22 protein-coding genes are annotated in these 18,980 nt (G+C 72.6%); 10 read left to right on the forward strand and 12 right to left on the reverse strand.

Translation table 11 applies throughout. From position 1 onward, the window contains the following. Both BEK98_RS25075 and BEK98_RS25080 read right to left on the reverse strand, forming a co-directional pair. Positions 1-766, reverse strand: a 766-nt coding sequence (locus BEK98_RS25075) for an RNA polymerase sigma factor (protein ID WP_483027328.1), incomplete at its 3' end; no start/stop codon positions are given. Between the two features lie 235 nt (positions 767-1,001). Beyond that, on the reverse strand, positions 1,002-1,892 hold the full coding sequence (locus BEK98_RS25080) for a helix-turn-helix domain-containing protein (RefSeq protein ID WP_094218922.1): 891 nt from the start codon (positions 1,890-1,892) through the stop codon (positions 1,002-1,004). Between the two features lie 70 nt (positions 1,893-1,962). Here BEK98_RS25080 and BEK98_RS25085 point away from each other — a divergent pair, with 70 nt between their 5' ends. Continuing rightward, positions 1,963-2,772, forward strand: a complete 810-nt coding sequence (locus BEK98_RS25085; protein ID WP_094218923.1) for a phytanoyl-CoA dioxygenase family protein — start codon at positions 1,963-1,965, stop codon at positions 2,770-2,772. 3 nt (positions 2,773-2,775) lie between these two features. Here the strand turns inward: BEK98_RS25085 and BEK98_RS25090 are convergent, their stop codons facing one another. Continuing rightward, positions 2,776-3,744 (reverse strand): aldo/keto reductase, encoded by a 969-nt coding sequence (locus BEK98_RS25090; RefSeq protein ID WP_094218924.1) that lies wholly within the window; start codon positions 3,742-3,744, stop codon positions 2,776-2,778. 121 nt (positions 3,745-3,865) lie between these two features. Between BEK98_RS25090 and BEK98_RS25095 the strand changes: the two genes are divergently transcribed. Further along, positions 3,866-4,717: an endo alpha-1,4 polygalactosaminidase gene (locus tag BEK98_RS25095; protein WP_094218925.1), complete on the forward strand. Its 852-nt coding sequence runs from the start codon at positions 3,866-3,868 to the stop codon at positions 4,715-4,717. 22 nt (positions 4,718-4,739) lie between these two features. Here the strand turns inward: BEK98_RS25095 and BEK98_RS25100 are convergent, their stop codons facing one another. Both BEK98_RS25100 and BEK98_RS25105 read right to left on the reverse strand, forming a co-directional pair. After that, complete coding sequence (locus tag BEK98_RS25100; RefSeq protein ID WP_094218926.1) at positions 4,740-5,273, reverse strand: flavoprotein; 534 nt, start codon at positions 5,271-5,273, stop codon at positions 4,740-4,742. Positions 5,274-5,282: 9 nt separating this feature from the next. Beyond that, complete coding sequence (locus tag BEK98_RS25105; RefSeq protein ID WP_094218927.1) at positions 5,283-5,741, reverse strand: nuclear transport factor 2 family protein; 459 nt, start codon at positions 5,739-5,741, stop codon at positions 5,283-5,285. Positions 5,742-5,843: 102 nt separating this feature from the next. Here BEK98_RS25105 and BEK98_RS25110 point away from each other — a divergent pair, with 102 nt between their 5' ends. Continuing rightward, positions 5,844-6,407, forward strand: coding sequence for a TetR/AcrR family transcriptional regulator (locus BEK98_RS25110; RefSeq protein WP_094218928.1), 564 nt, complete (start codon positions 5,844-5,846; stop codon positions 6,405-6,407). Positions 6,408-6,476: 69 nt separating this feature from the next. On the opposite strand, the gene BEK98_RS25115 is transcribed toward BEK98_RS25110, so the two are convergent. Both BEK98_RS25115 and BEK98_RS25120 read right to left on the reverse strand, forming a co-directional pair. Further along, complete coding sequence (locus BEK98_RS25115; protein WP_094218929.1) at positions 6,477-6,677, reverse strand: ferredoxin; 201 nt, start codon at positions 6,675-6,677, stop codon at positions 6,477-6,479. A 12-nt stretch (positions 6,678-6,689) separates the two neighbouring features. Further along, positions 6,690-7,922, reverse strand: a complete 1,233-nt coding sequence (locus BEK98_RS25120; protein ID WP_094218930.1) for a cytochrome P450 — start codon at positions 7,920-7,922, stop codon at positions 6,690-6,692. A 294-nt stretch (positions 7,923-8,216) separates the two neighbouring features. Between BEK98_RS25120 and BEK98_RS25125 the strand changes: the two genes are divergently transcribed. Further along, entirely contained in the window at positions 8,217-8,849 is a 633-nt protein-coding gene (locus tag BEK98_RS25125; protein WP_094218931.1) for a LysE family transporter, read from the forward strand. A gap of 11 nt (positions 8,850-8,860) precedes the next feature. On the opposite strand, the gene BEK98_RS25130 is transcribed toward BEK98_RS25125, so the two are convergent. Then, the gene (locus BEK98_RS25130) at positions 8,861-9,319 is read right to left on the reverse strand and encodes a nuclear transport factor 2 family protein (protein ID WP_094218932.1); all 459 of its coding nucleotides are present in this window, start codon (positions 9,317-9,319) and stop codon (positions 8,861-8,863) included. Positions 9,320-9,548: 229 nt separating this feature from the next. Here BEK98_RS25130 and BEK98_RS25135 point away from each other — a divergent pair, with 229 nt between their 5' ends. After that, positions 9,549-9,998 carry a nitroreductase family deazaflavin-dependent oxidoreductase gene (locus BEK98_RS25135; RefSeq protein WP_094218933.1) on the forward strand — a complete coding sequence of 150 codons (450 nt, stop codon included), beginning with the start codon at positions 9,549-9,551 and terminating at the stop codon, positions 9,996-9,998. A 250-nt stretch (positions 9,999-10,248) separates the two neighbouring features. On the opposite strand, the gene BEK98_RS25140 is transcribed toward BEK98_RS25135, so the two are convergent. Both BEK98_RS25140 and BEK98_RS25145 read right to left on the reverse strand, forming a co-directional pair. Continuing rightward, positions 10,249-10,713: a pyridoxamine 5'-phosphate oxidase family protein gene (locus tag BEK98_RS25140; RefSeq protein WP_094218934.1), complete on the reverse strand. Its 465-nt coding sequence runs from the start codon at positions 10,711-10,713 to the stop codon at positions 10,249-10,251. 65 nt (positions 10,714-10,778) lie between these two features. After that, positions 10,779-11,498 carry a TetR/AcrR family transcriptional regulator gene (locus tag BEK98_RS25145; protein ID WP_094218935.1) on the reverse strand — a complete coding sequence of 240 codons (720 nt, stop codon included), beginning with the start codon at positions 11,496-11,498 and terminating at the stop codon, positions 10,779-10,781. Positions 11,499-11,623: 125 nt separating this feature from the next. On the opposite strand from BEK98_RS25145, the gene BEK98_RS25150 reads away from it, so the two are divergent. The 5 genes from BEK98_RS25150 (at position 11,624) to BEK98_RS25170 (ending at position 17,096) form a co-directional block, all read left to right on the forward strand. Further along, positions 11,624-13,126, forward strand: coding sequence for an APC family permease (locus tag BEK98_RS25150; protein WP_094218936.1), 1,503 nt, complete (start codon positions 11,624-11,626; stop codon positions 13,124-13,126). A gap of 18 nt (positions 13,127-13,144) precedes the next feature. Then, positions 13,145-14,776 (forward strand): amidohydrolase, encoded by a 1,632-nt coding sequence (locus BEK98_RS25155; RefSeq protein ID WP_094218937.1) that lies wholly within the window; start codon positions 13,145-13,147, stop codon positions 14,774-14,776. 94 nt (positions 14,777-14,870) lie between these two features. Next, the gene (locus tag BEK98_RS25160; RefSeq protein ID WP_244201970.1) at positions 14,871-16,109 is read left to right on the forward strand and encodes a PucR-like N-terminal domain-containing protein; all 1,239 of its coding nucleotides are present in this window, start codon (positions 14,871-14,873) and stop codon (positions 16,107-16,109) included. Between the two features lie 64 nt (positions 16,110-16,173). Next, on the forward strand, positions 16,174-16,536 hold the full coding sequence (locus BEK98_RS25165) for a DUF1304 domain-containing protein (RefSeq protein ID WP_094218939.1): 363 nt from the start codon (positions 16,174-16,176) through the stop codon (positions 16,534-16,536). Continuing rightward, positions 16,533-17,096, forward strand: coding sequence for a TetR/AcrR family transcriptional regulator (locus BEK98_RS25170; protein ID WP_094218940.1), 564 nt, complete (start codon positions 16,533-16,535; stop codon positions 17,094-17,096). The genes BEK98_RS25165 and BEK98_RS25170 overlap by 4 nt, the downstream gene beginning before the upstream one ends. A gap of 4 nt (positions 17,097-17,100) precedes the next feature. Here the strand turns inward: BEK98_RS25170 and BEK98_RS25175 are convergent, their stop codons facing one another. Together BEK98_RS25175 and BEK98_RS25180 are read right to left on the reverse strand one after the other, a co-directional pair. Further along, the gene (locus BEK98_RS25175) at positions 17,101-17,946 is read right to left on the reverse strand and encodes a hypothetical protein (RefSeq protein ID WP_094218941.1); all 846 of its coding nucleotides are present in this window, start codon (positions 17,944-17,946) and stop codon (positions 17,101-17,103) included. A gap of 68 nt (positions 17,947-18,014) precedes the next feature. Further along, entirely contained in the window at positions 18,015-18,971 is a 957-nt protein-coding gene (locus BEK98_RS25180) for a GlxA family transcriptional regulator (protein WP_094218942.1), read from the reverse strand. Positions 18,972-18,980: the final 9 nt, after the last annotated feature.

The raw sequence follows: 18,980 nt of genomic DNA on the forward strand, positions 1-18,980 counted from the left end.
GGGCGCCCCAGCCGAGGACCGCCTCGGCGAGTGCGAGGCCGAGCCCCGCGTTGAACTGGGCCAGCTGATCGGCGGTCTGGCTGCAGTGCCGGCAGCCGGCCAGGTGCTGCTGCAGATCCGGGTCCACGTCGACGCCGCCGCGACGGAAGGTCACGTCCAGCATGCGCAGATAGCGTTGGCACTCGGCCTCGGGGGCGAGTTCGCGGTGGGCCTGGAGGCACTCCTCGCGCAGCCGTTCGCGGGCGCGGCGCAGTTCGATCCGGGTCTCCTCCTCGTCCAGGCCGAGCAGCGCGGCGGGGACGGCGAGGGGTTCGGACTCGACCTCGACGTGCCACAGCACCGCGCGGGCGGCCTGGGGCAGCCGCTGGAACGCGCGGGACAGCAGGCGCCGGCCGGACGGCGGGAGCAGCCGGGCGGCGGCGCGTTCCCCGCTGCCGGTGTCCGGCCGCAGGGCGGGGTGCAGGAGTTCCTGGCGGCCGTCGCCGTCCCACTCGGCCGCGATCCGGCGGACGGTGACCAGCAGGTGGGGGCGCCAGGCGGCGGACGGGCCCGCCTGTCTGAGGGACTGGCCGAACAGCCGGGTGAAGGCGGCCGTGGTGAGCATGCCGGCGGCGCGCGCTCCGTCGGTGCACAACCGGGCGTAGGCGAAGGCCGCTTCCCAATGCCGGTCCAGGAGTTCTCCGACCGGTTGGAGCGCGGGTGTCGTTCCCGTCCACTTCTTCAGTTCGGCGCTCAGTTGCTCGTCCGACGGGCCTGCGTCATTCACAGCTGCATTCCTCCAGACGCGACACGGGAATTAGTCCATACCAATCGGTATGGACGGGATTCGGCATCTCTGACGTGCGCCTTGGGCAGCTCTTTTGAAGCGTGGGGGGCGTACGGGAGCGGCCTGGTGCATGCAGCAGCGGGAAATGTGATTGTCTGCACGCCGACAGCGCACACTTTTGCACAGCCGGCACCACGGAACAAGAGATCTCTTCACTTTTGAACTTTCCGGCGCATTACGGCCGTTCGCCTGCCCGATAGGCGCCCGGCGGTACTCCGTAACGCGCGCGGAACACACGGCTGAAGTGGAAGGGGCTCGGAAATCCGGACGCCGCCGCCACCCGCTCCACCGTCAGGTCGGTGGCCTCCAGCAGCCGGGCCGCGTGCCGCAGCCGGGCCTCCCGCAGGGCACGCATGGGCGGCCTGCCGGTCCGCAGGGTGAACAGGTGGGCGAACCGGGACGGGGAGAGCGCCACGCTCCCGGCGAGCGAGCGGACGGTGTGCGGGGCACCCGGGTCGGCGGCGATCAGCTCCTCGGCGTGGCGCACGCGGGCGTCGTCGCCCGGCTCGGGTGCCGGCGCGCTGGCGCCGGAGACGGCGAGCAGCACGGCCTCCTCCAGCGCGCACAGGGCCAGCTCCCGCGCCAGGCTGCCGTGGGCCACGGCCACCGGGTCCTCCTCGGGCGGTGCGCCCGGCGCGGGCCGGCGGGCGTCGGCGAGCATCCGGCCGAACGCGGTCTCGATACGGTCGTGCAGGGCCGTGGGGACGGGAGCGACGACGTACAGGCCATCGGCTACGGCGTACGGGCCGAGCCAGGGCGCCCAGGACGGGCGGGCCTGGCAGTGCGCCCACCAGAACCGCCAGTGCGGGGCACCGGGCGCCACGGCATAGCGATGGGCCACACCCGGGGCGAGCACCACCAGATGCCCGGCGACCGCCTCGGCACGGGCGCCGCCCTGCCGGATCGTGCCGCGCCCGGCCGTGGTGAAGGTGAACAGCCAGCTGTCCGACCCCTGCGGCCGGTTGACGCCGTAGCCCGGCCCCTGGTCGTAGCGTCCGGTCACCACCAGGCCCGGCGGCGGGGACGGGTCGCCGGCAGCAGTCCCGGGCAGTCCGTCAGCATGCATGGGCATCCTCCCCGGGCGCGCGTCGGCCTAGCGTGGCGGGCAAGTGGCCACCGGACCGAGGAGCGGACACATGACAGCCACGGACATCGGCGCCATCCTGCCCGACGCACTCCGGCAGCAGTTCGAGGAGGCGGGCTTCGCCGTCGTACGCGGACTGTTCGGGTACGACGAGATCGAGCGGCTGCGCGACGGCTTCGCGGCGCTGCACGCGGCCGGGCCGGTCCCCGGGCACTTCGAGCCGCGGCCCGCGGACCCCGACCCGCTGCGCAGGCATCCCCGGGTGATGCAGCCGCACGAGATCAGCACGCAGGCGCGGGAGTTCCTGCTGGACGCCCGGCTGCGGGCGGTCCTGGAGGTGCTGTTCGGCGAGGAGGTGCTGGCCGCGCAGAGCATGTTCTACTTCAAGCCGCCGGGCGCCCGGGGCCAGGCGCCGCACCAGGACAACTTCTATCTGCGGGTCGAGCCGGGCACCTGTGTGGCCGCGTGGGTCGCCTGCGACGTCATCGACCGGGACAACGGCGGCCTCGAAGTCGTCCCGGGCACGCACCGGATGGACCTGTTCTGTCCCGAAGTGGCGGACGAGGAGGTGTCGTTCGCCCGCGAGTACGTCCCGCCGCCGCCCGGTCTGACACCGGTGCCCGTGGACATGGCACCGGGTGACGTGCTGTTCTTCAACGGCAGCCTGGTGCACGGCTCGGGACCCAACGGTAGCGCCGACCGGTTCCGGCGCTCCTTCATCGGGCACTACGTGGGCCGGTCCGCCGAGCGCATCGGCGGCTACTACCGGACGCTGACCATGTCCGGTGCGCGCGTCCCGCTGCCGGAGAGCGAGGGTGCCGGCCCGTGCGGCACGGAGTTCGCACCGCACGGACCCCATTGAGGGTCAGTGGCCGCTGATCGCACGCGCCGTGTAGGGCTCCTGCAGCTCCTCGATCTCCTTGTCGCTCAGCTCCAGTTCGACGGCGGCCACCGCGTCCTCGATGTGCTGCGGCTTGGCCGCGCCGACGATCGGTGCGGCCACCGTGTCCTGGTGCAGCAGCCAGGCGAGGGCGACCTGGGCGCGCGGGACACCACGGTCGGCGGCGATACGGGTGACGGCCTCGACGATGGAGCGGTCGCTCTCCAGGTAGAGGCGGCTGCCGAAGTTGTCCTGGGCACTGCGCTCGGTGACGGTACCCCAGTCGCGGGTGAGCCGGCCGCGGGCGAGCGGGCTCCAGGGCAGCACACCGACGCCCTGGTCCGCGCAGAGCGGCAGCATCTCCCGCTCCTCCTCGCGGTAGAGGAGGTTGTAGTGGTTCTGCATGGAGACGAACTTCGTCCAGCCGTTGCGCTCGGCGATGTACTGGGCCTTGGAGAACTCCCAGGCGTACATCGAACTCGCCCCGATGTAGCGCACCTTGCCCGCCTTGACCACGTCGTGCAGCGCCTCCATCGTCTCCTCGATCGGAGTGTCGTGGTCGTAGCGGTGGATCTGGTAGAGGTCGACGTAGTCGGTGCCGAGGCGGCGCAGGCTGTGGTCGAGCTCGGACATGATGGCCTTGCGGGACAGCCCGGCCCCGTTGGGGCCCGGCCGCATCCGGCCGTGCACCTTGGTGGCCAGCACGATCTCGTCCCGGTCGGCGAAGTCGCGCAGGGCCTTGCCGACGATCTCCTCGCTGGTGCCGTCGGAGTAGACGTTGGCGGTGTCGAAGAAGGTGACGCCCGCCTCCAGCGCCTGCCGGATCAGCGGCCGGGACGCCTCCTCGTCCAGGGTCCACTCGTGGACACCGCGGTCGGGCAGGCCGTAGGTCATGCAGCCCAGACAGATCCGTGACACGTCCAGGCCCGTCGAACCGAGCTTCACGTACTGCATCGTTGCTGCTCCTGCCTTCCGGGGCGATGGTCTCCCAGGAGCGTACGACGTGCCCCGGCGCCGACTTGACTACGACGTCGCGCGGACGATTGGATCCTGACACGTGATCAATACAGCGGATATGCCCACCCAGGGCGTCTCCCGTGTCTCAGGCCCCGGGAAGACCGTCAGCACCGCGCTGCTGGCCCTGGCCGTCGCGGTGTCGGCACTGACCGGTTGCGGCTCGGGCGGCGCGCCCGAGGAGCCGTCCGCGAAGCCCGCCGCCGTACGCCTGCCGCCGCGCCACGCCGGTTTCGACTACCAGATCGGCGGCGCCTATCCCCCGCCCGCCGGTGTCCGGATCGTCAGCCGCGACCGGTCCGACTCCCCCGCGCCGGGCCTGTACAACATCTGCTACGTCAACGCCTTCCAGGCCCAGCCGGAGGAGCGCTCCTTCTGGCCCGCCGACCTGCTGCTGCGCGACGCCCACGGCAAGGTCGTCATCGACGAGGACTGGGACGAGCCGCTGCTCGACCTGCGCACCCCGGCCAAGCGGGAGCGCGTGGCGGAGCGGGTCAACCGGTGGATCGACGGCTGTGCGAAGAAGGGCTACGACGCCGTCGAGCCCGACAACTACGACAGCTACACCCGCTCCCACCACCTGCTCACGGCCGCCGACGCGACCGCGTTCATGCGCCTGCTCTCCCGGCACGCGCACGCCCGGCACCTGGCCGTCGGACAGAAGAACACCGCCGAACTGACCGGACAGCGACGGCGGGCGGGGCTGGACTTCGCGGTCACGGAGGAGTGCGGGCAGTACGACGAGTGCGAGGTGTACGCCAAGGCCTTCGACGACCGCGTGGTGGACATCGAGTACACCGACAGCGGCCTGCGCAAGGCACTCGCGCGCTGGGGCGACCGGCTGAGCATCGTCCGCCGGGACGTGGACGTCTCCACTCCGGGCAAGCCGGAATACGTCCGAAAGGTGCGGTGACCCCGAGCGGCCCGGGCCGCCGTCAGCGCCGCTCCAGCAGGTCCAGCGCGCTGTCCCAGGGGAACTCGGGCCGCCCGCCGTCTTCCCCGGGCATGCCGTCGTACGGCTCGCCGAAGCGGACGCCCATCCCGCGCAGCCGGATCAGGCTGTCCTGGTAGGCGGGATGGGCGGCCAGCGCGTCCGCCACACAGGGCAGGACGGCGATCGGCACGCCCAGCCCGGCGGCCTCGCACAAGGTGCCGACGGCGAGGGTGTCGGCCAGGCCCGCCGCCCACTTGTTGACGGTGTTGAAGGTGGCTGGGGCCACCACCACGGCGTCCGGCGGCGGGAACGGGCGCGGGTCGGCCGGGGAGCGCCAGGCGGACCGTATCGGCCGGCCCGTCTGCGCCTCGACGGCGGCGGTGTCGAAGAAGCCGCCCATGGCGACCGGTGTGGCGATGACCCCGACCTCCCAGTCCCGTTCCTGGGCGGCGGTGATCAGCTTGCTGACGCCGGTGGCGATCCCGGCCGCACAGACGACGACGTAGAGGAAGGGCTTCCGGTCCTGTGGGGTCATCCGGGCACCCTACTGAAGCGGGAAGGTCAGGCCCCGCTCGGCCTCGGGCCGCGGTCCGTGGATGCGCCGCTGCTCCTCCTCGATGCGTACGTCGTTGATGCTCGCCTCCCGCCGGGTCATCAGACCGTGCTCGTCGAACTCCCAGAGTTCGTTGCCGTAGGAGCGCCACCACTGCCCGTCGGCGTCCCGGCACTCGTACTGGAAGCGGACGGCGATGCGGTTGCCGTCGAAGGCCCACAAGCCCTTGCGCAGCGCGTAGTCCCGCTCGCGCTGCCACTTGGCGGTGAGGAACGCGACGATCTGCTCGCGGCCGCTGACGAACGTGTCGCGGTTGCGCCAGACGGAGTCCTCCGAGTAGGCGAGCGCGACCTTGTGCGGGTCGCGGGTGTTCCAGGCGTCCTCGGCGGCCTGGACCTTCTGCGCGGCGGTCTCGCGGGTGAAGGGCGGCAGCGGCGGGCGGTCGGTCATGGTGGGGCTCCTCGGCTCGGACGACACCGGAGAACGGGCGTTCTCCGGCTGGGCTGCTACCGTAGGAGAACGTTGGTTCTCTCGTCAAGGAGTGGGTCGCAGATGGACAGCGCGGTCGCCCGGGACCAGGCGCTCGACGCCGCGGAAGAGCTGTTCTACGCACGCGGCATACAGTCCGTGGGCATGGACGAGCTGCGCGGCGCCTCGGGTGTGTCGCTCAAGCGCCTCTACCAGCTCTTCCCCACCAAGGAGCAGCTCGTCGAGGCTTATCTGGCCCGGCGGGACGAGCGCTGGCGCCGGCGGCTCGCCGAGGACGTGGCGGGGCGGCCGGACCCGCGGGAGCGGATCCCGGCCGTCTTCGACTGGCTGGAGGGGTGGTTCGGCGAGGACGGCTTCCGCGGCTGCGCGTGGATCAACGCGTACGGCGAGCTGGGCGCGACCTCGGCCCGGGTGGCGCAGCAGGTGCGCGCACACAAGGAGGCGTTCCGGGACTACCTCGCCTCGCTCGTCGCCGAGGCGGAACTGCCCGCCGCACTCACCGGCCCCCTGTTCCTGCTGGCCGAGGGCGCCATGGTCACGGCGGGCGTCACCGGAAGCACCCAGCCGGCGGCCGAGGCCCGCGAGGCGGCGCGGGTGCTGGTGGCTGCCGCCGGCCAGGTGTACTGATCACGAGCCGCTACGTATTGACCAGGAGCGTTGTCGACGCCGGTCGGGCTCGATCATGGCCGGGCCGACTCAGCCGGCCGGCTCGGTCACCTTGATCGCGCTCACCGGGCAGGCGCGGGCCGCCTCGCGGACCATCGGGTCGCGCGCTCCGTCCTCGTGGCCGGGGATCAGGGTGCTGTAGCCGTCGTCGTCCTGGGTGAACACGCCCGGCGCGGTCAGCGCGCACTGGCCCGCGCCGATGCAGACGTCCTTGTCGATCTCGATGTGCATGGGTCAAGCCTCTTACCAGGTCACGGGGAGTTCCAGCATCCCCTGGATCGTGTCGCCGGGTTTGAAGGGGATCTCCTCGGCGGGTGCGGCCAGCCGGAGTCCGGGCAGCCGCCGGAGCAGGGTGCCGAGGGCGATCTCCAGCTCCGCGCGGGCCAGGTTCTGGCCCAGGCACTGGTGGATGCCGAAGCCGAAGGCCACGTGATGGCGGGCGGGGCGGTGGAAGTCCAGGGCGTCGGGGTCGTCGTACAGGGACGCGTCGCGGTTGATGACCGAGGTCGCGAAGAGCACGCCCTCGCCGGCCCGGATCGTGGTGCCTGCGATCTCGATGTCCTCCAGGGCCACCCGCAGCATGCCCTCCGCGATGGACAGCATCCGCATCAGCTCGTCGACGGCGGCGGGCAGCAGCGCCGGGTCGGCGTGCAGCTCGGCGAGCCGGTCGGGGTGCTGGAGCAGCGTGTAGGTGCCGAGGGAGATCATGTTGGCGGTCGTCTCATGGCCGGCGACCAGCAGGATGACGGCCAGCGAGAGCAGTTCGGCCCGGTCCAGCGCGCCCTCGCGCAGCTGCTCGTGGACGAGGTCGTCCAGGACCCCGTCACCGGGCTCGGCCTGCCGCGCCTTGCGGTCGATCAGGTCGCCGAGGTAGGCCTCCAGTCGCTCGCGCGCCTGCTGGGTGTCGGCGGCCGACGGACCGCGCAGCAGCCTGCGGGACTGCTCCTCGAAGAACTCGTGGTCGGCGTACGGCACCCCGAGCAGACCGCAGATCACCATGGACGGCACGGGCAGGGCGAAGGCGGAGACCAGTTCGGCGGGCGGGCCCTGCTCGATCATCGCGTCCAGGAGCCCGTCCACGATCCGCTGGATGGTGGGCCGCAGCGCGGTCGCGCGTTTGAGGGTGAACGACGGGATCATCATCCGCCGCTGCCTCTGGTGCACGGGGTCGTCCACGCCGAGCAGCGCGACCCGGCGGTCGCGGACGGCGGCGAAGCGGGCCGTGGGCATGGGGAAGTCGGGGCGGTTGCGGTCGGTGGACAGGCGGCCGTCGGCGAGCAGCGCGCGGGCGGTGGCATGGGCGGTGACCAGCCAGACCTCGCGGCCGTCGAAGAGGGTGGCGCGGGACAGGGCTCGCCCGTCGCGCAGCGGCTGGTATCCGGTGGGCGGGTGGTAGGGGCAGGTGCGGTCCTGGGGGAAGGCGACGGGGTGTTCGGCCGGGGTCGCCGGGCCGGTGATGTCCGTCAGTTCCGTCATGGAAAGACCTCGCAGACGAAAGAAGTGCGTCGTGCCGATCTTCATTAGATGCCCGGGGCATCTATGGGACGACGACAAGTTCGGCCAGATCGGTGATCGGTGCGATCTGGCCGAAGAGTGAGGGCACCGGGGGCGGGAACGCGCCGAAATTCGCTTGCCGCCGCGTGACCGGCGGCCCGAGGATCTGACTATGTTGCCTATGGACACCATTCTGCCTCTGACCGCCGCCACCGTCCTTCCGGTGCGGTGCCAGCAGCAGCCCGGCCGCCATCGGAGGCCCGATCCCGCGCGCCCGTGACGGCCGCGCTCCTGGCCGGCCTGCTGGCCGGCTACGGCATCGCGATTCCCGTCGGCGCGGTCGGGACCTACCTGGTCTCCCTGACCGCCCGCACCTCGCTGCGCACCGGCGCCTGCGCAGCCCTCGGCGTCGCCACGGCCGACGGCCTGTACGCACTGCTCGCCGCGGCGGGCGGCTCCGCCCTGGCGGCAGCGCTGCGGCCGGTACTGACCCCGCTGCGCTGGGCCTCGGCCCTGGTCCTGGTCGCCCTCGCGGTCCGGGGCGCGGTCCTCGCTCTGCGCCAGTACCGCGCCCATCGGATGGCCACCCGCCCCGAGCGGCCGGTTCCCGGCGCCGGACGCGCGTATCTCGGCCTTCTCGGGATCACCCTGCTCAACCCCGTCACGGTGATCTACTTCGTCGCCCTGGTGCTCGGCACCAGCACCACGGACGCCGTACGACCGCTGGAGCGGGCCGTGTTCGTCCTGGCGGCCTTCGCCGCCTCCGCCAGCTGGCAGCTGCTGCTGGCAGGCGGCGGCGCCCTGCTCGGCCGCGTCCTCACCGGCCACCGGGGACGGTTGGCGACGACGCTGCTCTCCAGCGGGGTGGTCCTGGTGCTGGCGGTGCGGATGACGGTGACACCCGGGTGACCGGCGGCGGGTCAGGGCACGCATGTGTCCTCGGGGCCCGGGGCGAAGGCGCGGGCTACGGCAAGGCTGTCCTCGTAGACGTGGTGGCGTACGACCAGGCCGTCCCGGACGGTGAGGTGCAGGGCGAACCGGGCGGTGTAGGAGCGGCCGGTCGGTTCGGCCGTCTGCCGGATGGCACCGAGCACGACCGCGTCGTCGCCGTCGACCAGGATGCCCTCGATCCGGGTGTCCGCCTTCTCCGGGATGTGGTGGGCGGCCAGTTCGCGGTAGTGGGCGACGGCGTCGGCGCGGGTGGAGCGGTGCCGGATCCACGGGGTGTCGGCGCGGCCGTGCTCGTCCTCGGGCCAGCTCAGCTTCCAGTCACCGCGCTCCGCGTACAGCTCGCCGATCCGTTCGGCGTCGCCCTGGCCGATCCTGCGGAGCAGTTCCTCCACGACGGAGCGGGTCGGGGTGGTGCGGGTGGGAAACATGAGCGCGCTGCCCCCTTTCGCGTCTCTCTTCTCGTCTCTCGGCCGGCGGCCGCGGGTGCTCGTTGATCACCCGAGAATCACTGTGCCCGAGGCGTCGGGGGTGGCGCGATGACCCGCGGGGTAATCACCCGCCTGGGCGAAGTGCCGTGCGGTACGGATGATTCGGGCGGCCTGCGGTGTTGTAACCGGTCGCACGTCAGTCGTTGGACCGACCAAGGAGACGGATGCCATGCCACTTGAGGGCGAGTACGAACCCAGCCCGACGCAGTGGGTGCGCGAGCAGGTCGAGTTGTACGAGAGCTCGGGCGGGACGAAGGGGACGACGCTCATGGACACCGGGATGCCGGTGATCATCCTGACCACCCGTGGCGGCCGGAGCGGGAAGATCCGCAAGACGCCGCTGATGCGGGTGGAGCACGGGGGGCGGTACGCCGCGGTCGCCTCGCTCGGCGGTGCGCCCAAGCATCCCGTCTGGTACTTCAACGTGAAGTCCGATCCCCATGTGGAACTGCAGGACGGTCCGGTCAAGCGGGACATGCGGGCCCGTGAGATCACCGGCGCGGAGAAGGCCGAGTGGTGGGAGCGGGCCGTGGCCGCGTACCCGCCGTACGCCGACTACCAGAAGAAGACCTCGCGGGAGATCCCGGTGTTCGTCCTGGAGCTGCCCGACGAGAGCTGATTCAGGCCGGGAAGCGGCTCGTTTTAGAAAAATCTGTTTACGGGACGCATGAACCGGCTTCCGGGCGGGCAGTCGTGCATCAGGGCCCCGCCGCGTTCCCCCGTCGCGGCGGGGCCCTTCTGTGCCCGGGCGAACGGGTGGCTCCAGATCGGGCCTCCAGGCCAAGCCTCTGAGTCGGGCCTCCGGGCGGGTCTGAGTGACGGGCCCCGGGGCGGGCCCGGGTGGCGAGTCCCCAGGCCGGGCCCCGGTGTCAGTCGGTGGTCAGCCAGACTCCGTCGCGCATCAGTTCCCGGCCCTGCAGCTCGTTCTCCTCGCGCCAGGCCTGGATGCGTTGTGGGAGGACGTTGAAGTACAGGTAGCGGGTGGTGAGTCGGCGGGGGTCGAAGCCGGTCTTGCCGGCGAAGATCTCGGCGTCCTCCTCGGGGAGGTCCTCGGGGGTCACGGCCCGGACGACGCCCTCGATCATCACGACGTCGCGGGTCGGTCCGATGCCGATGCGGGCCTTGCCGGTGGCCAGGAGGTTGCGGCCAGTGGGGCTGGCGGCGGGGGTGGCGATCAGCAGGGTGGCGCCGTCCCAGACGAACGACAGCGGGACGAGGTAGGGCGCGCCACCGTCCTCGCCCGCGCTGGCCACCCAGGCGTCCTCGTCGTGCTCCAGCCGGTGGAGGGTGTCCTTCTTGCGCTGTTCGGCGGTGCGGGCGGGCGGCGGGGTCATGTCGTACGGCCTCCTCGGGACGGGCTGGTACTCGTATGACGTGCGGACGGCGTCCAGTGTGACCGTCAGCCTTCCGTCTGCGCACGGATGTGATCAAGGCGTGTCTGGGCCGCCGTCAGCAGCAGGTCCAGTGCGGCCGGATAGGAACTGGTCCGCATGGAGGCCACGAGGTGGCGGGCGGTGGCCGCGATGTTCGGGTGGGTGTCGGCGGGCAGCCGGGCGTAGGTGTCCCGCCACACCTCGGCCTCGGCCTGCTGGGCGGCCCGGGGCAGGGCGGTGACGGCGGAGTCCAGGGCACCGAAGGCGAGGGCCTGGTCGACGAAGGCGTGGTAGATCCGTACCGCCTCCGGATCCGGGAAGCCGGCCCGGCGCAGCACGCCGATCATGCTCTCGACGGCCTGGATCTCGTGCACCCGGCCGGTGACGCGGTGGGCGCTGAGCATCGCCGCCCGGGGGTGGGCGAGGGCGCCCGTGTGCATGCGCAGGCCGAGGTCGCGCAGGTCGGCGCGCCAGTCGCCGGTGGGCCGCCAGACCCGCAGGGTACGGCCGATCAGCTCGTCGGCGATGGCGAGCATCAGGTCGTCCGTGTGCCGGAAGTACCGGTACAGGGAGCTGGGATCGGCGCCCAGGGCGCGGCCGAGGCGGCGGACGGAGAGGGCGTCGGCGCCGTGCTCCTCGATCAGCCGGAGCGCGGTCTCGACGATCAGCTCGGCGGAGAGCACGACGCCCTGTTTGGTGGGGCGCCTGCGCTGCCGGTCGGCGGCCGGGACGACGCGGTCGGTCATGAGAGCCCTCCCTGGTGTGTGCCCGGCACCTTATGACAACACCGTTGACCTGTGAAGCGCACGGGCGGTTTCATCTGCGGTCACCGGGGCCGACCAGGCCCCCCGGTGCGAGCGGAGAGCCGGCGATGAGCGAGACCCCCTTCGGTGTGGATCCACCCGCGCAGCCCGAGCTGCGCAAGTCCCTGAGCGTGCTGGACGGCGTCGCCGTCGCCGCGTCCAGTACGGCCGCGACCACCAGCATCGGCATCGGCCTCGGTGTGACGGCCGGCGTGGTCGGCCTGCATCTGCCGGCCATCATGCTGCTGGCGTTCCTGCCGATCCTCGGCATCGCCGGTTCCTACTCCCGGCTGAACCGGGTGGAGCCCAACGCGGGCAACGGCTATGTGTGGGTGGGCCGTTCGCTCAACCCCTGGCTCGGTTTCATGGTGGGCTGGGTCAACTTCGTGGCGAGCGTGGCGTTCCTCGCGTACACCACGGCCGTCACCGGCTCCGCGATGCTGCAACTGGCCGGGGACGCGGGCCTGCACCGGATCGGCTCGCTCGCCCTGGATCCGGACTCGACCGCGCAGACGACGGCGGTGGGGATCGTCGTCCTGGTCGCCGTCACCCTCACCGCCGTGACGGGCGTGCGCACCGCGGCCCGGCTGCAGACCTGGCTGCTGGTCTTCGAGTACGCCGTGCTGCTGGGCTTCTGCGGATACGGCATCGTGGCCGGCCCGCACCCCTTCCGGCTGTCCTGGTTCAACCCGTTCGAGATCCCCTCGGCGACGGGGTTGGCGCAGGGGCTGCTGCTGTCGGTGTTCTGCTACTGGGGCTTCGATGCCGCGTTCACCGTCAACGAGGAGGTACGCGACCCTCGGGACGCCTCCAAGGCCGGGACGATCACCCTGGTGACGATGCTCGGACTCTTCCTGCTCGGCTCGATCGCCTTCCAACGGGTGCTGTCCGAGGGCGAGCTGGCCGGGCACGGGGCGCAGGGGCTGGCGTACTTCGGTGACCGGCTGGCCTCTCAGCCGCTGGCCGCACTGCCCCTGGTGGCGCTGATGTTCTCGGCGGTGGCCTCGCTGCAGGCCGGGGTCATCCCGACGGCCCGTGGCATGTTCGCGATGAGCCGGGACCGTACCCTCGGACCGGTGTGGTCCAAGGTCAGCCCCCGGTACGGGACGCCGGCGGTCGGAACCCTGCTGATCGGGGCCCTGGCCACGACGGTGGCGGTGCTCGCGCTCGTCATCCCGCGCCTCTCCGACATGATCAATGCGACGGTGAACGCCGTCGGGATCGTCGTCGCCCTGTCCTACGCGCTCACCGCGCTCGCCGCCGCCGTGCGCTTCCGGTCCCTGCTGCGCGAGGACTGGCGGCAGGGGGTACGAGCGGTGGTGCTGCCCACGCTGAGCGCCCTCACCCTGCTGGGGCTCGGCGGCTACCTCGGCTGGTCCTTCTACAGCTCCGCCGACCACTTCGAGGTCAGCGCGGACAACGGCTGGTTCCTGCTGCTCATGCCGCTGGCGATGATCGCGTCCGGATTCGTCGTGGCCGCGTGGGCGAGGTGGGTGCGCCGATCCCCGTACTTCCGCACCGGCGTGGGCACCGACGCCGACTCCCAGCAGCTTCTGACCACCGCCAACTGACCTACCAGGAAAGGCATCATGCACGCTGATCTGCTCTTCACCGGCGGCCCCGTCCTCACTCCCGAGGGACGTACCGCGACCGCCGCGGCCGTCACCGGGGGCCGCATCACCGCCGTCGGGCACGGCGAGGTGCGCGAACTGGCCGGGCCGCGCACGGAGGTGGTCGACCTGGCCGGGCGGCTGCTGCTGCCGGGCTTCCAGGACGCGCACGTCCATCCGGTGCCGGCCGGGCTGGAACTGTCCCAGTGCGACCTGACCGGCAGGACGACCGCCGAGGACACCGTGGCCGCCGTACGCGCGTACGCCGAGGCCCATCCCGAGCGGGAGTGGATCCTCGGCGGCGGCTGGTCGATGGAGGCGTTCGAGGGCGGAACGCCGACGAAGGAGCTGCTGGACGCGGTCGTCCCGGACCGGCCGGTGTACCTGCCCAACCGGGACCACCACGGCGCCTGGGTGAACAGCCGCGCACTGGAGCTGGCCGGCATCGACCGGAACACGCCCGACCCGGCCGACGGACGGATCGAGCGGGACGCCTCGGGCGAGCCGAGCGGCACGCTGCAGGAGGGTGCGATGCAGCTGGTCGGCCGGCTGACCCCGCCCGCCACAGCGGCGGACCGGCTGGCCGCGCTGCGGCACGCCCAACGGCATCTGCACGCGCTCGGCATCACCGCCTGGCAGGACGCGCTGGTCGGGGACTTCCTCGGCATGGACAACCCGGCCGAGGCGTATCGGACGGCGGCCCGGGACGGCTCGCTCACGGCGCGGGTGACCGGCGCCCTGTGGTGGGACCGGGAGCGCGGGGCCGAGCAGATCCCCGAACTCGTCGAGAAGCGGGCCGCGTTCAGCCACGGCCGGTTCCGCGCGGGCACCGTGAAGCTGATGCTGGACGGGGTCGCCGAGAACCACACGGCCGCGCTGCTCGACCCCTACCTCGACAAGTGCGGCTGTGCCACGGCCAACCGCGGCAAGAGCTTCGTCGATCCTGGCCAACTCCCCAAGTACATAACCGAGTTGGATGCGCTCGGTTTCCAGTGCCACTTCCACGCGCTGGGCGACCGGGCCGTACGGGACGCGCTGGACGCCGTCGAGGCGGCGCGCGCGGCCAACGGGCCGAGCGACACCCGGCCGCACCTGGCGCACCTGCAGGTGGTGCACCCGGACGACGTGCCGCGCTTCGCCCGGCTCGGCGCCACCGCCAACATCCAGCCGCTGTGGGCCGCGCACGAGCCGCAGATGGACGAGCTGACGATCCCGTTCCTCGGGCCCGAACGGGCCGCCTGGCAGTACCCGTTCGGGGCGCTGCTGCGCTCCGGGGCGCGGCTGGCGGCCGGCAGCGACTGGCCGGTGAGCAGCCCCGATCCGCTCCAGGGCGTCCATGTCGCGGTCAACCGTGTGGAACCGGGCGGCACCGGGCCGGTGTTCCTGCCGGACGAGCGGCTGAGCCTGACGGACGCGCTCACGGCGTACACGGCCGGTTCGGCGTACGTGAACCACCTGGACGACACCGGCCGGGTGGCCGTCGGGGCGCTGGCCGACCTGGTGGTACTGGACCGCGATCCGTTCGCCGGGCCGCCGGAGGCGATCGCGGAGACGAGCGTCGCGCTCACCTATGTGGGCGGGGAGCGGGTGTACGCGGCCGCCGGAGCGTGAGGCGGTTCGTTTGTCACCGGTGCACAAGTACCGTGCGGACAACTGTCCGTGAGTGATGAGCCCGCGGGAGTTACTCGCGGGTATCGTCACCAGGGTGCCGAAGAGAGCCGCAGCGGTGGGCGTGGACACGGGCGGCCCGTTCAAGGCGTTGCCCCCGGGTCTGCCGGACCGCCTCAGACCGTATGTCCCCGAGATCACCGAGGAGGTCGTCCGCGCGATCGGGACCGGGATCCCGGAGTACGCGCGCCCCATGGACGACACGTACATACAGGCCGTGAACCGCGGCGTGGACCACGCACTGCGCGGGCTGCTGGAGCGGATGGCCCAGCCGGACACCGACTGGGAGCCGGTGCGGGAGACGTACGAGCGCATCGGCCGCGGGGAGGCCGAGGAGGGCCGCAGCCTCGACTCGTTCCAGACGGCGCTGCGGCTCGGCGCCCGCGTGACCTGGCGCCGGGTCAACGCGCTGGTGGACGGCGGGCTGCTGCCCCGCCATGTGCTGGGCGCCTTCGGTGAGGCGCTGTTCCTGCACCTGGACGAGATGGCCGCCGCGGCGACCGCGGCCTACACCGAGGCCCGGCTGCACGCGGCCGGTGAACTCCAGCAGCGGCGGGCCCGGTTGGTGGACCTGCTGACCGCCGATCCCCCGGCCTCGGCGGGGGCGATCGCCGATCTCGCGCATGCCGCGCGCTGGACGGTGCCGCGGGCGGTGGCGGTGGTGGCCGTGGATCCCGGGCCCGGGGCGGGGCCGATCGTGCCGCCGGAGTTCCTCACCCGGTTCGACGTACAGCCCGCGCTGCTGGTGGTGCCCGATCCGGAGGGGCCGGGCCGGGCGCGGGCGGTGGCCGGGGCGCTGCAGGGGCTGCGCGCCGCGATGGGACCCACGGTGGCGCTGCACGAGGGCGCGCGGTCGCTGCGCTGGGCCACCGAGGCACTGGACCTCGTACGGCGCGGTGTGCTGCCCGGCACGGACGCGGCCGGCGGTGTGGTGCGCTGCCAGGACCACCTGTCCACGCTGCTGCTCCTGCGCGACGACGCGCTGCTGGACGCGATGGCCGAGCGGTGGCTGCGCCCGCTGGAACAGGTGCGCCCGCCTCAGCGGGAGCGGCTGGCGGAGACCCTGCTGGGCTGGCTGCAGTCCGGCCGCGGAGTCGCCGAGGTGGCCGCCCGCCTGGCGGTGCACCCGCAGACGGTCCGGTACCGGATGCGGCAGCTGGACGAGTTGTTCGGCGAGCTGTTGCACGACCCGGCGGCCCGCTTCGAGATCCAGCTGGCGTTACGGGCCCGGGAGCTGCGCGGGGGTGCCGCCGCCGGGACCGCGAACCCCGGGTGACTTCCTGGACAGGTGTCCGGGTATTCTGGACACCTGTCCAAGTAGAGGGAGGGGTCCGTCGGTCATGGAGATCGTGGCGAACGTGCTGGTCGGCCTGGTGGCCGCGCTGCACGCGTACATCCTGGTGCTCGAGATGTTCCTGTGGCAGAAGAAGCCGGGGCGGGGGCTGCACGGGTTCGATCCGGAGATGGCCCGGGCGACCGCGCCGATGGCCGCCAACCAGGGCCTGTACAACGGGTTTCTGGCGGCGGGCCTGGTGTGGGGGCTGATCGCGGCCGATCCGACCGGGTTCCGGGTGCAGGTGTTCTTCCTGTCGTGTGTCGTGGTGGCGGGCGTGTTCGGCGCCGTCACGGCCAACCGCCGCATCCTGTTCGCCCAGGCGCTGCCCGGCGCGCTGGCCCTGGCGGCCGTGCTCGCCGCACGATGACCCGGGTGCCCCAGGAGGACCCGCGGGCCGCGCGCACCCGCGCCCGGCTGCGCGCGGCCCTGCTCGCGGAGTGCGCCGAGCACCCGCTGGAGGAGGTCGGCGTGGCCGCGCTGGTGCGCCGGGCCGGGGTCGGCCGGGCCACGTTCTACGTGCACTACGACGGGCTGGAGGCGCTGGCGGTCGACGCGTGCGCGGACGTCGTACGGCAGGCGGTGGACGCGCTGCACGCCTGGCGGGGGCAGCCCGACCCGGTCAACTCGCCGCCCGCGCTGCGGGAGTTCTTCGCGAGCCTCGCCCCGCACGCGGCCCTGTACCGCTCCCTGCTCGCGCCGGGCGGCGGCGGGCCGCTCGGCCGGGTGCTGCACCGGGATCTGCGGGCCCGCAGCCTCGCCGAGCGCGAGCTGGCCGGCGCGGCGGACGCCCCGCTGGTCGCGTCGGCGGTGGCGGCGACCTTCGCGGGGGTCCTCGCGGACTGGCTGCACGGGCTGTTGGAGGCCGGGCCGGAGGAAGTCGCCGACCAGGTCTGGCAGTTGCTGGTCGCGCTGCACCGGAGCCGGTGACGGGTCACTGGCAGCCGATGCCGTGCTTCTCCTGCGGCCAGGCCTCCACTCCGTCGGCGGTGCGGACGTAGGCCGTGTCCTTGTCGTCGGTGAGCCACAGGTGCCAACCCCGGTAGTGGTACCCGGTGTCACGGGCGTCGGCCGGCATGGTCACGTCCTTGCGGTACGGCGCCTTGAGCAGGCCGTCCCGGCCGAGGACGCCCTCGGGGTCCCGGAGGTACGTGCGCTCGCCCAGGGTGAGGAGGTGGCCCGACTGCCAGCCGCAGTGTTCCGCCCCGGGCGAGCTGCTGAGCAGGCTCACCGGTACCCGCCGGCCGACCCGGTCCGTCCAGATCTCCCAGCCCTGGGCGGCCGTGAACGTCGCGGGGAGTTCGGCGGGGTCGCAGGAGGCGTTCGTCTCCGGGCCCCAACCGGGCCGGTCCTTCTGGTCCTTGGCCACCACGACGGCCACCTTGGTGCGGCCCTTGACGTCGAAGGAGTACAGCACCCGGTCCGCCTCCCTGCGTTCCACGCGGTAGCCGTGGTCGGGCTGCGCCGGCTGGAACATGTCGAAGTAGAGCTTCAGCCCCTCCTCCGGCGTGTCACCGCCGTCCGACTTGCTCCACCCGTCGGGGCCGCCGCCGTCGAAGATCTCCCCGTCGCACTCCAGTGCCCGGCCGGCGGCTCCGGAGGCCAGGAGCAGGGAGCGGGTGCTGCTGCCGTCCACGGCCTTGGTGGGGACGTACAGCGGTCCGCTGTACGGGGTGGCGGGCGCCGCGCCCTTGACCACCACCCGCACTCCCGTGCCGTCGTCGCACCCCACGGCCGTCACGGCCGCCAGCACCGCCACCGCCACAAGTCCTCTGCGCATGCCCGCCCCCTGTTCCTGGACTGTCCTTGCGCTCCTGCGACGCGGAGGCGGGCCGGAACGTTCGAGGCTCAGCGGGCCTGCTGGAAGGTCCGCCGGTACGCCTGCGGGGACACGCCGATCGAGGCGTGCAGGTGCTGGCGCAGCGAGGCGCCGGTGGCGAAGCCGACCTCGGCGGCGATGCGGTCCACCGACAGGTCGCTGGACTCCAGGAGGTGCCGGGCGCGGACGACGCGCTGCTGGACGATCCAGCGGCCGGGGCTGAGACCGACCTCGTCGTTGAAGCGGCGGGCGAAGGTGCGCAGGCTCATCCGGGCGTGCCGGGCGAGGTCGGAGAGGGTCAGCGGCTCGTCCAGGCGCTCCAGGGCCCAGGCGCGGGTGGCGGCCGTGCTCGCCGCGCCGCTCTCCGGGACCGGCTGCTCGATGTACTGGGCCTGACCGCCGTCCCGGAACGGGGGCACGACGCAGCGGCGGGCGACGGTGTTGGCCAGGTCGCTGCCGTGGTCGGTGCGGACGATGTGCAGGCAGATGTCGACGCCGGAGGCGGCCCCGGCCGAGGTGAGCATCCGGCCGTCGGCCACGAACAGCACGTCCGGGTCCAGCTCCACCCGCGGGTACCGGCGGCGGAACAGGTCGGCCACCTGCCAGTGGGTGGTGGCCCTGCGGCCGTCGAGAAGGCCCGCCTCGGCGAGGACGAATGCGGCGGTGCAGATGGAGACGATGCGCGCGTCCGGGCGGATCCGGGCGAGGGCCGCGGCGACCTCGTCGGGCAGGTCGGCAGGGATGTGGGAGGGAGGCATCGAGGTGACGATCACCGTGTCGGCGGTCTCCAGGATCTCCGGGCCGTGGTCGACGGTGATGCCGAAGTCGGCGTTGGTGCGCACCGGGCCGCCGTCGACGGTGCAGGTCGACACCTCGTAGCGGCCGTCGGCCGCGCCGAGGATCCGGCTGGGGATGCCCAGCTCGAAGGGGTAGACGCCGTCGAGGGCCAGGACGGCCACGCGCTCCGGACTCGCTGTGTCACGCATGGCACGATC

The sequence above is a fragment of the Streptomyces diastatochromogenes genome, assembly GCF_002242805.1.
GTDB lineage: Bacteria > Actinomycetota > Actinomycetes > Streptomycetales > Streptomycetaceae > Streptomyces > Streptomyces diastatochromogenes.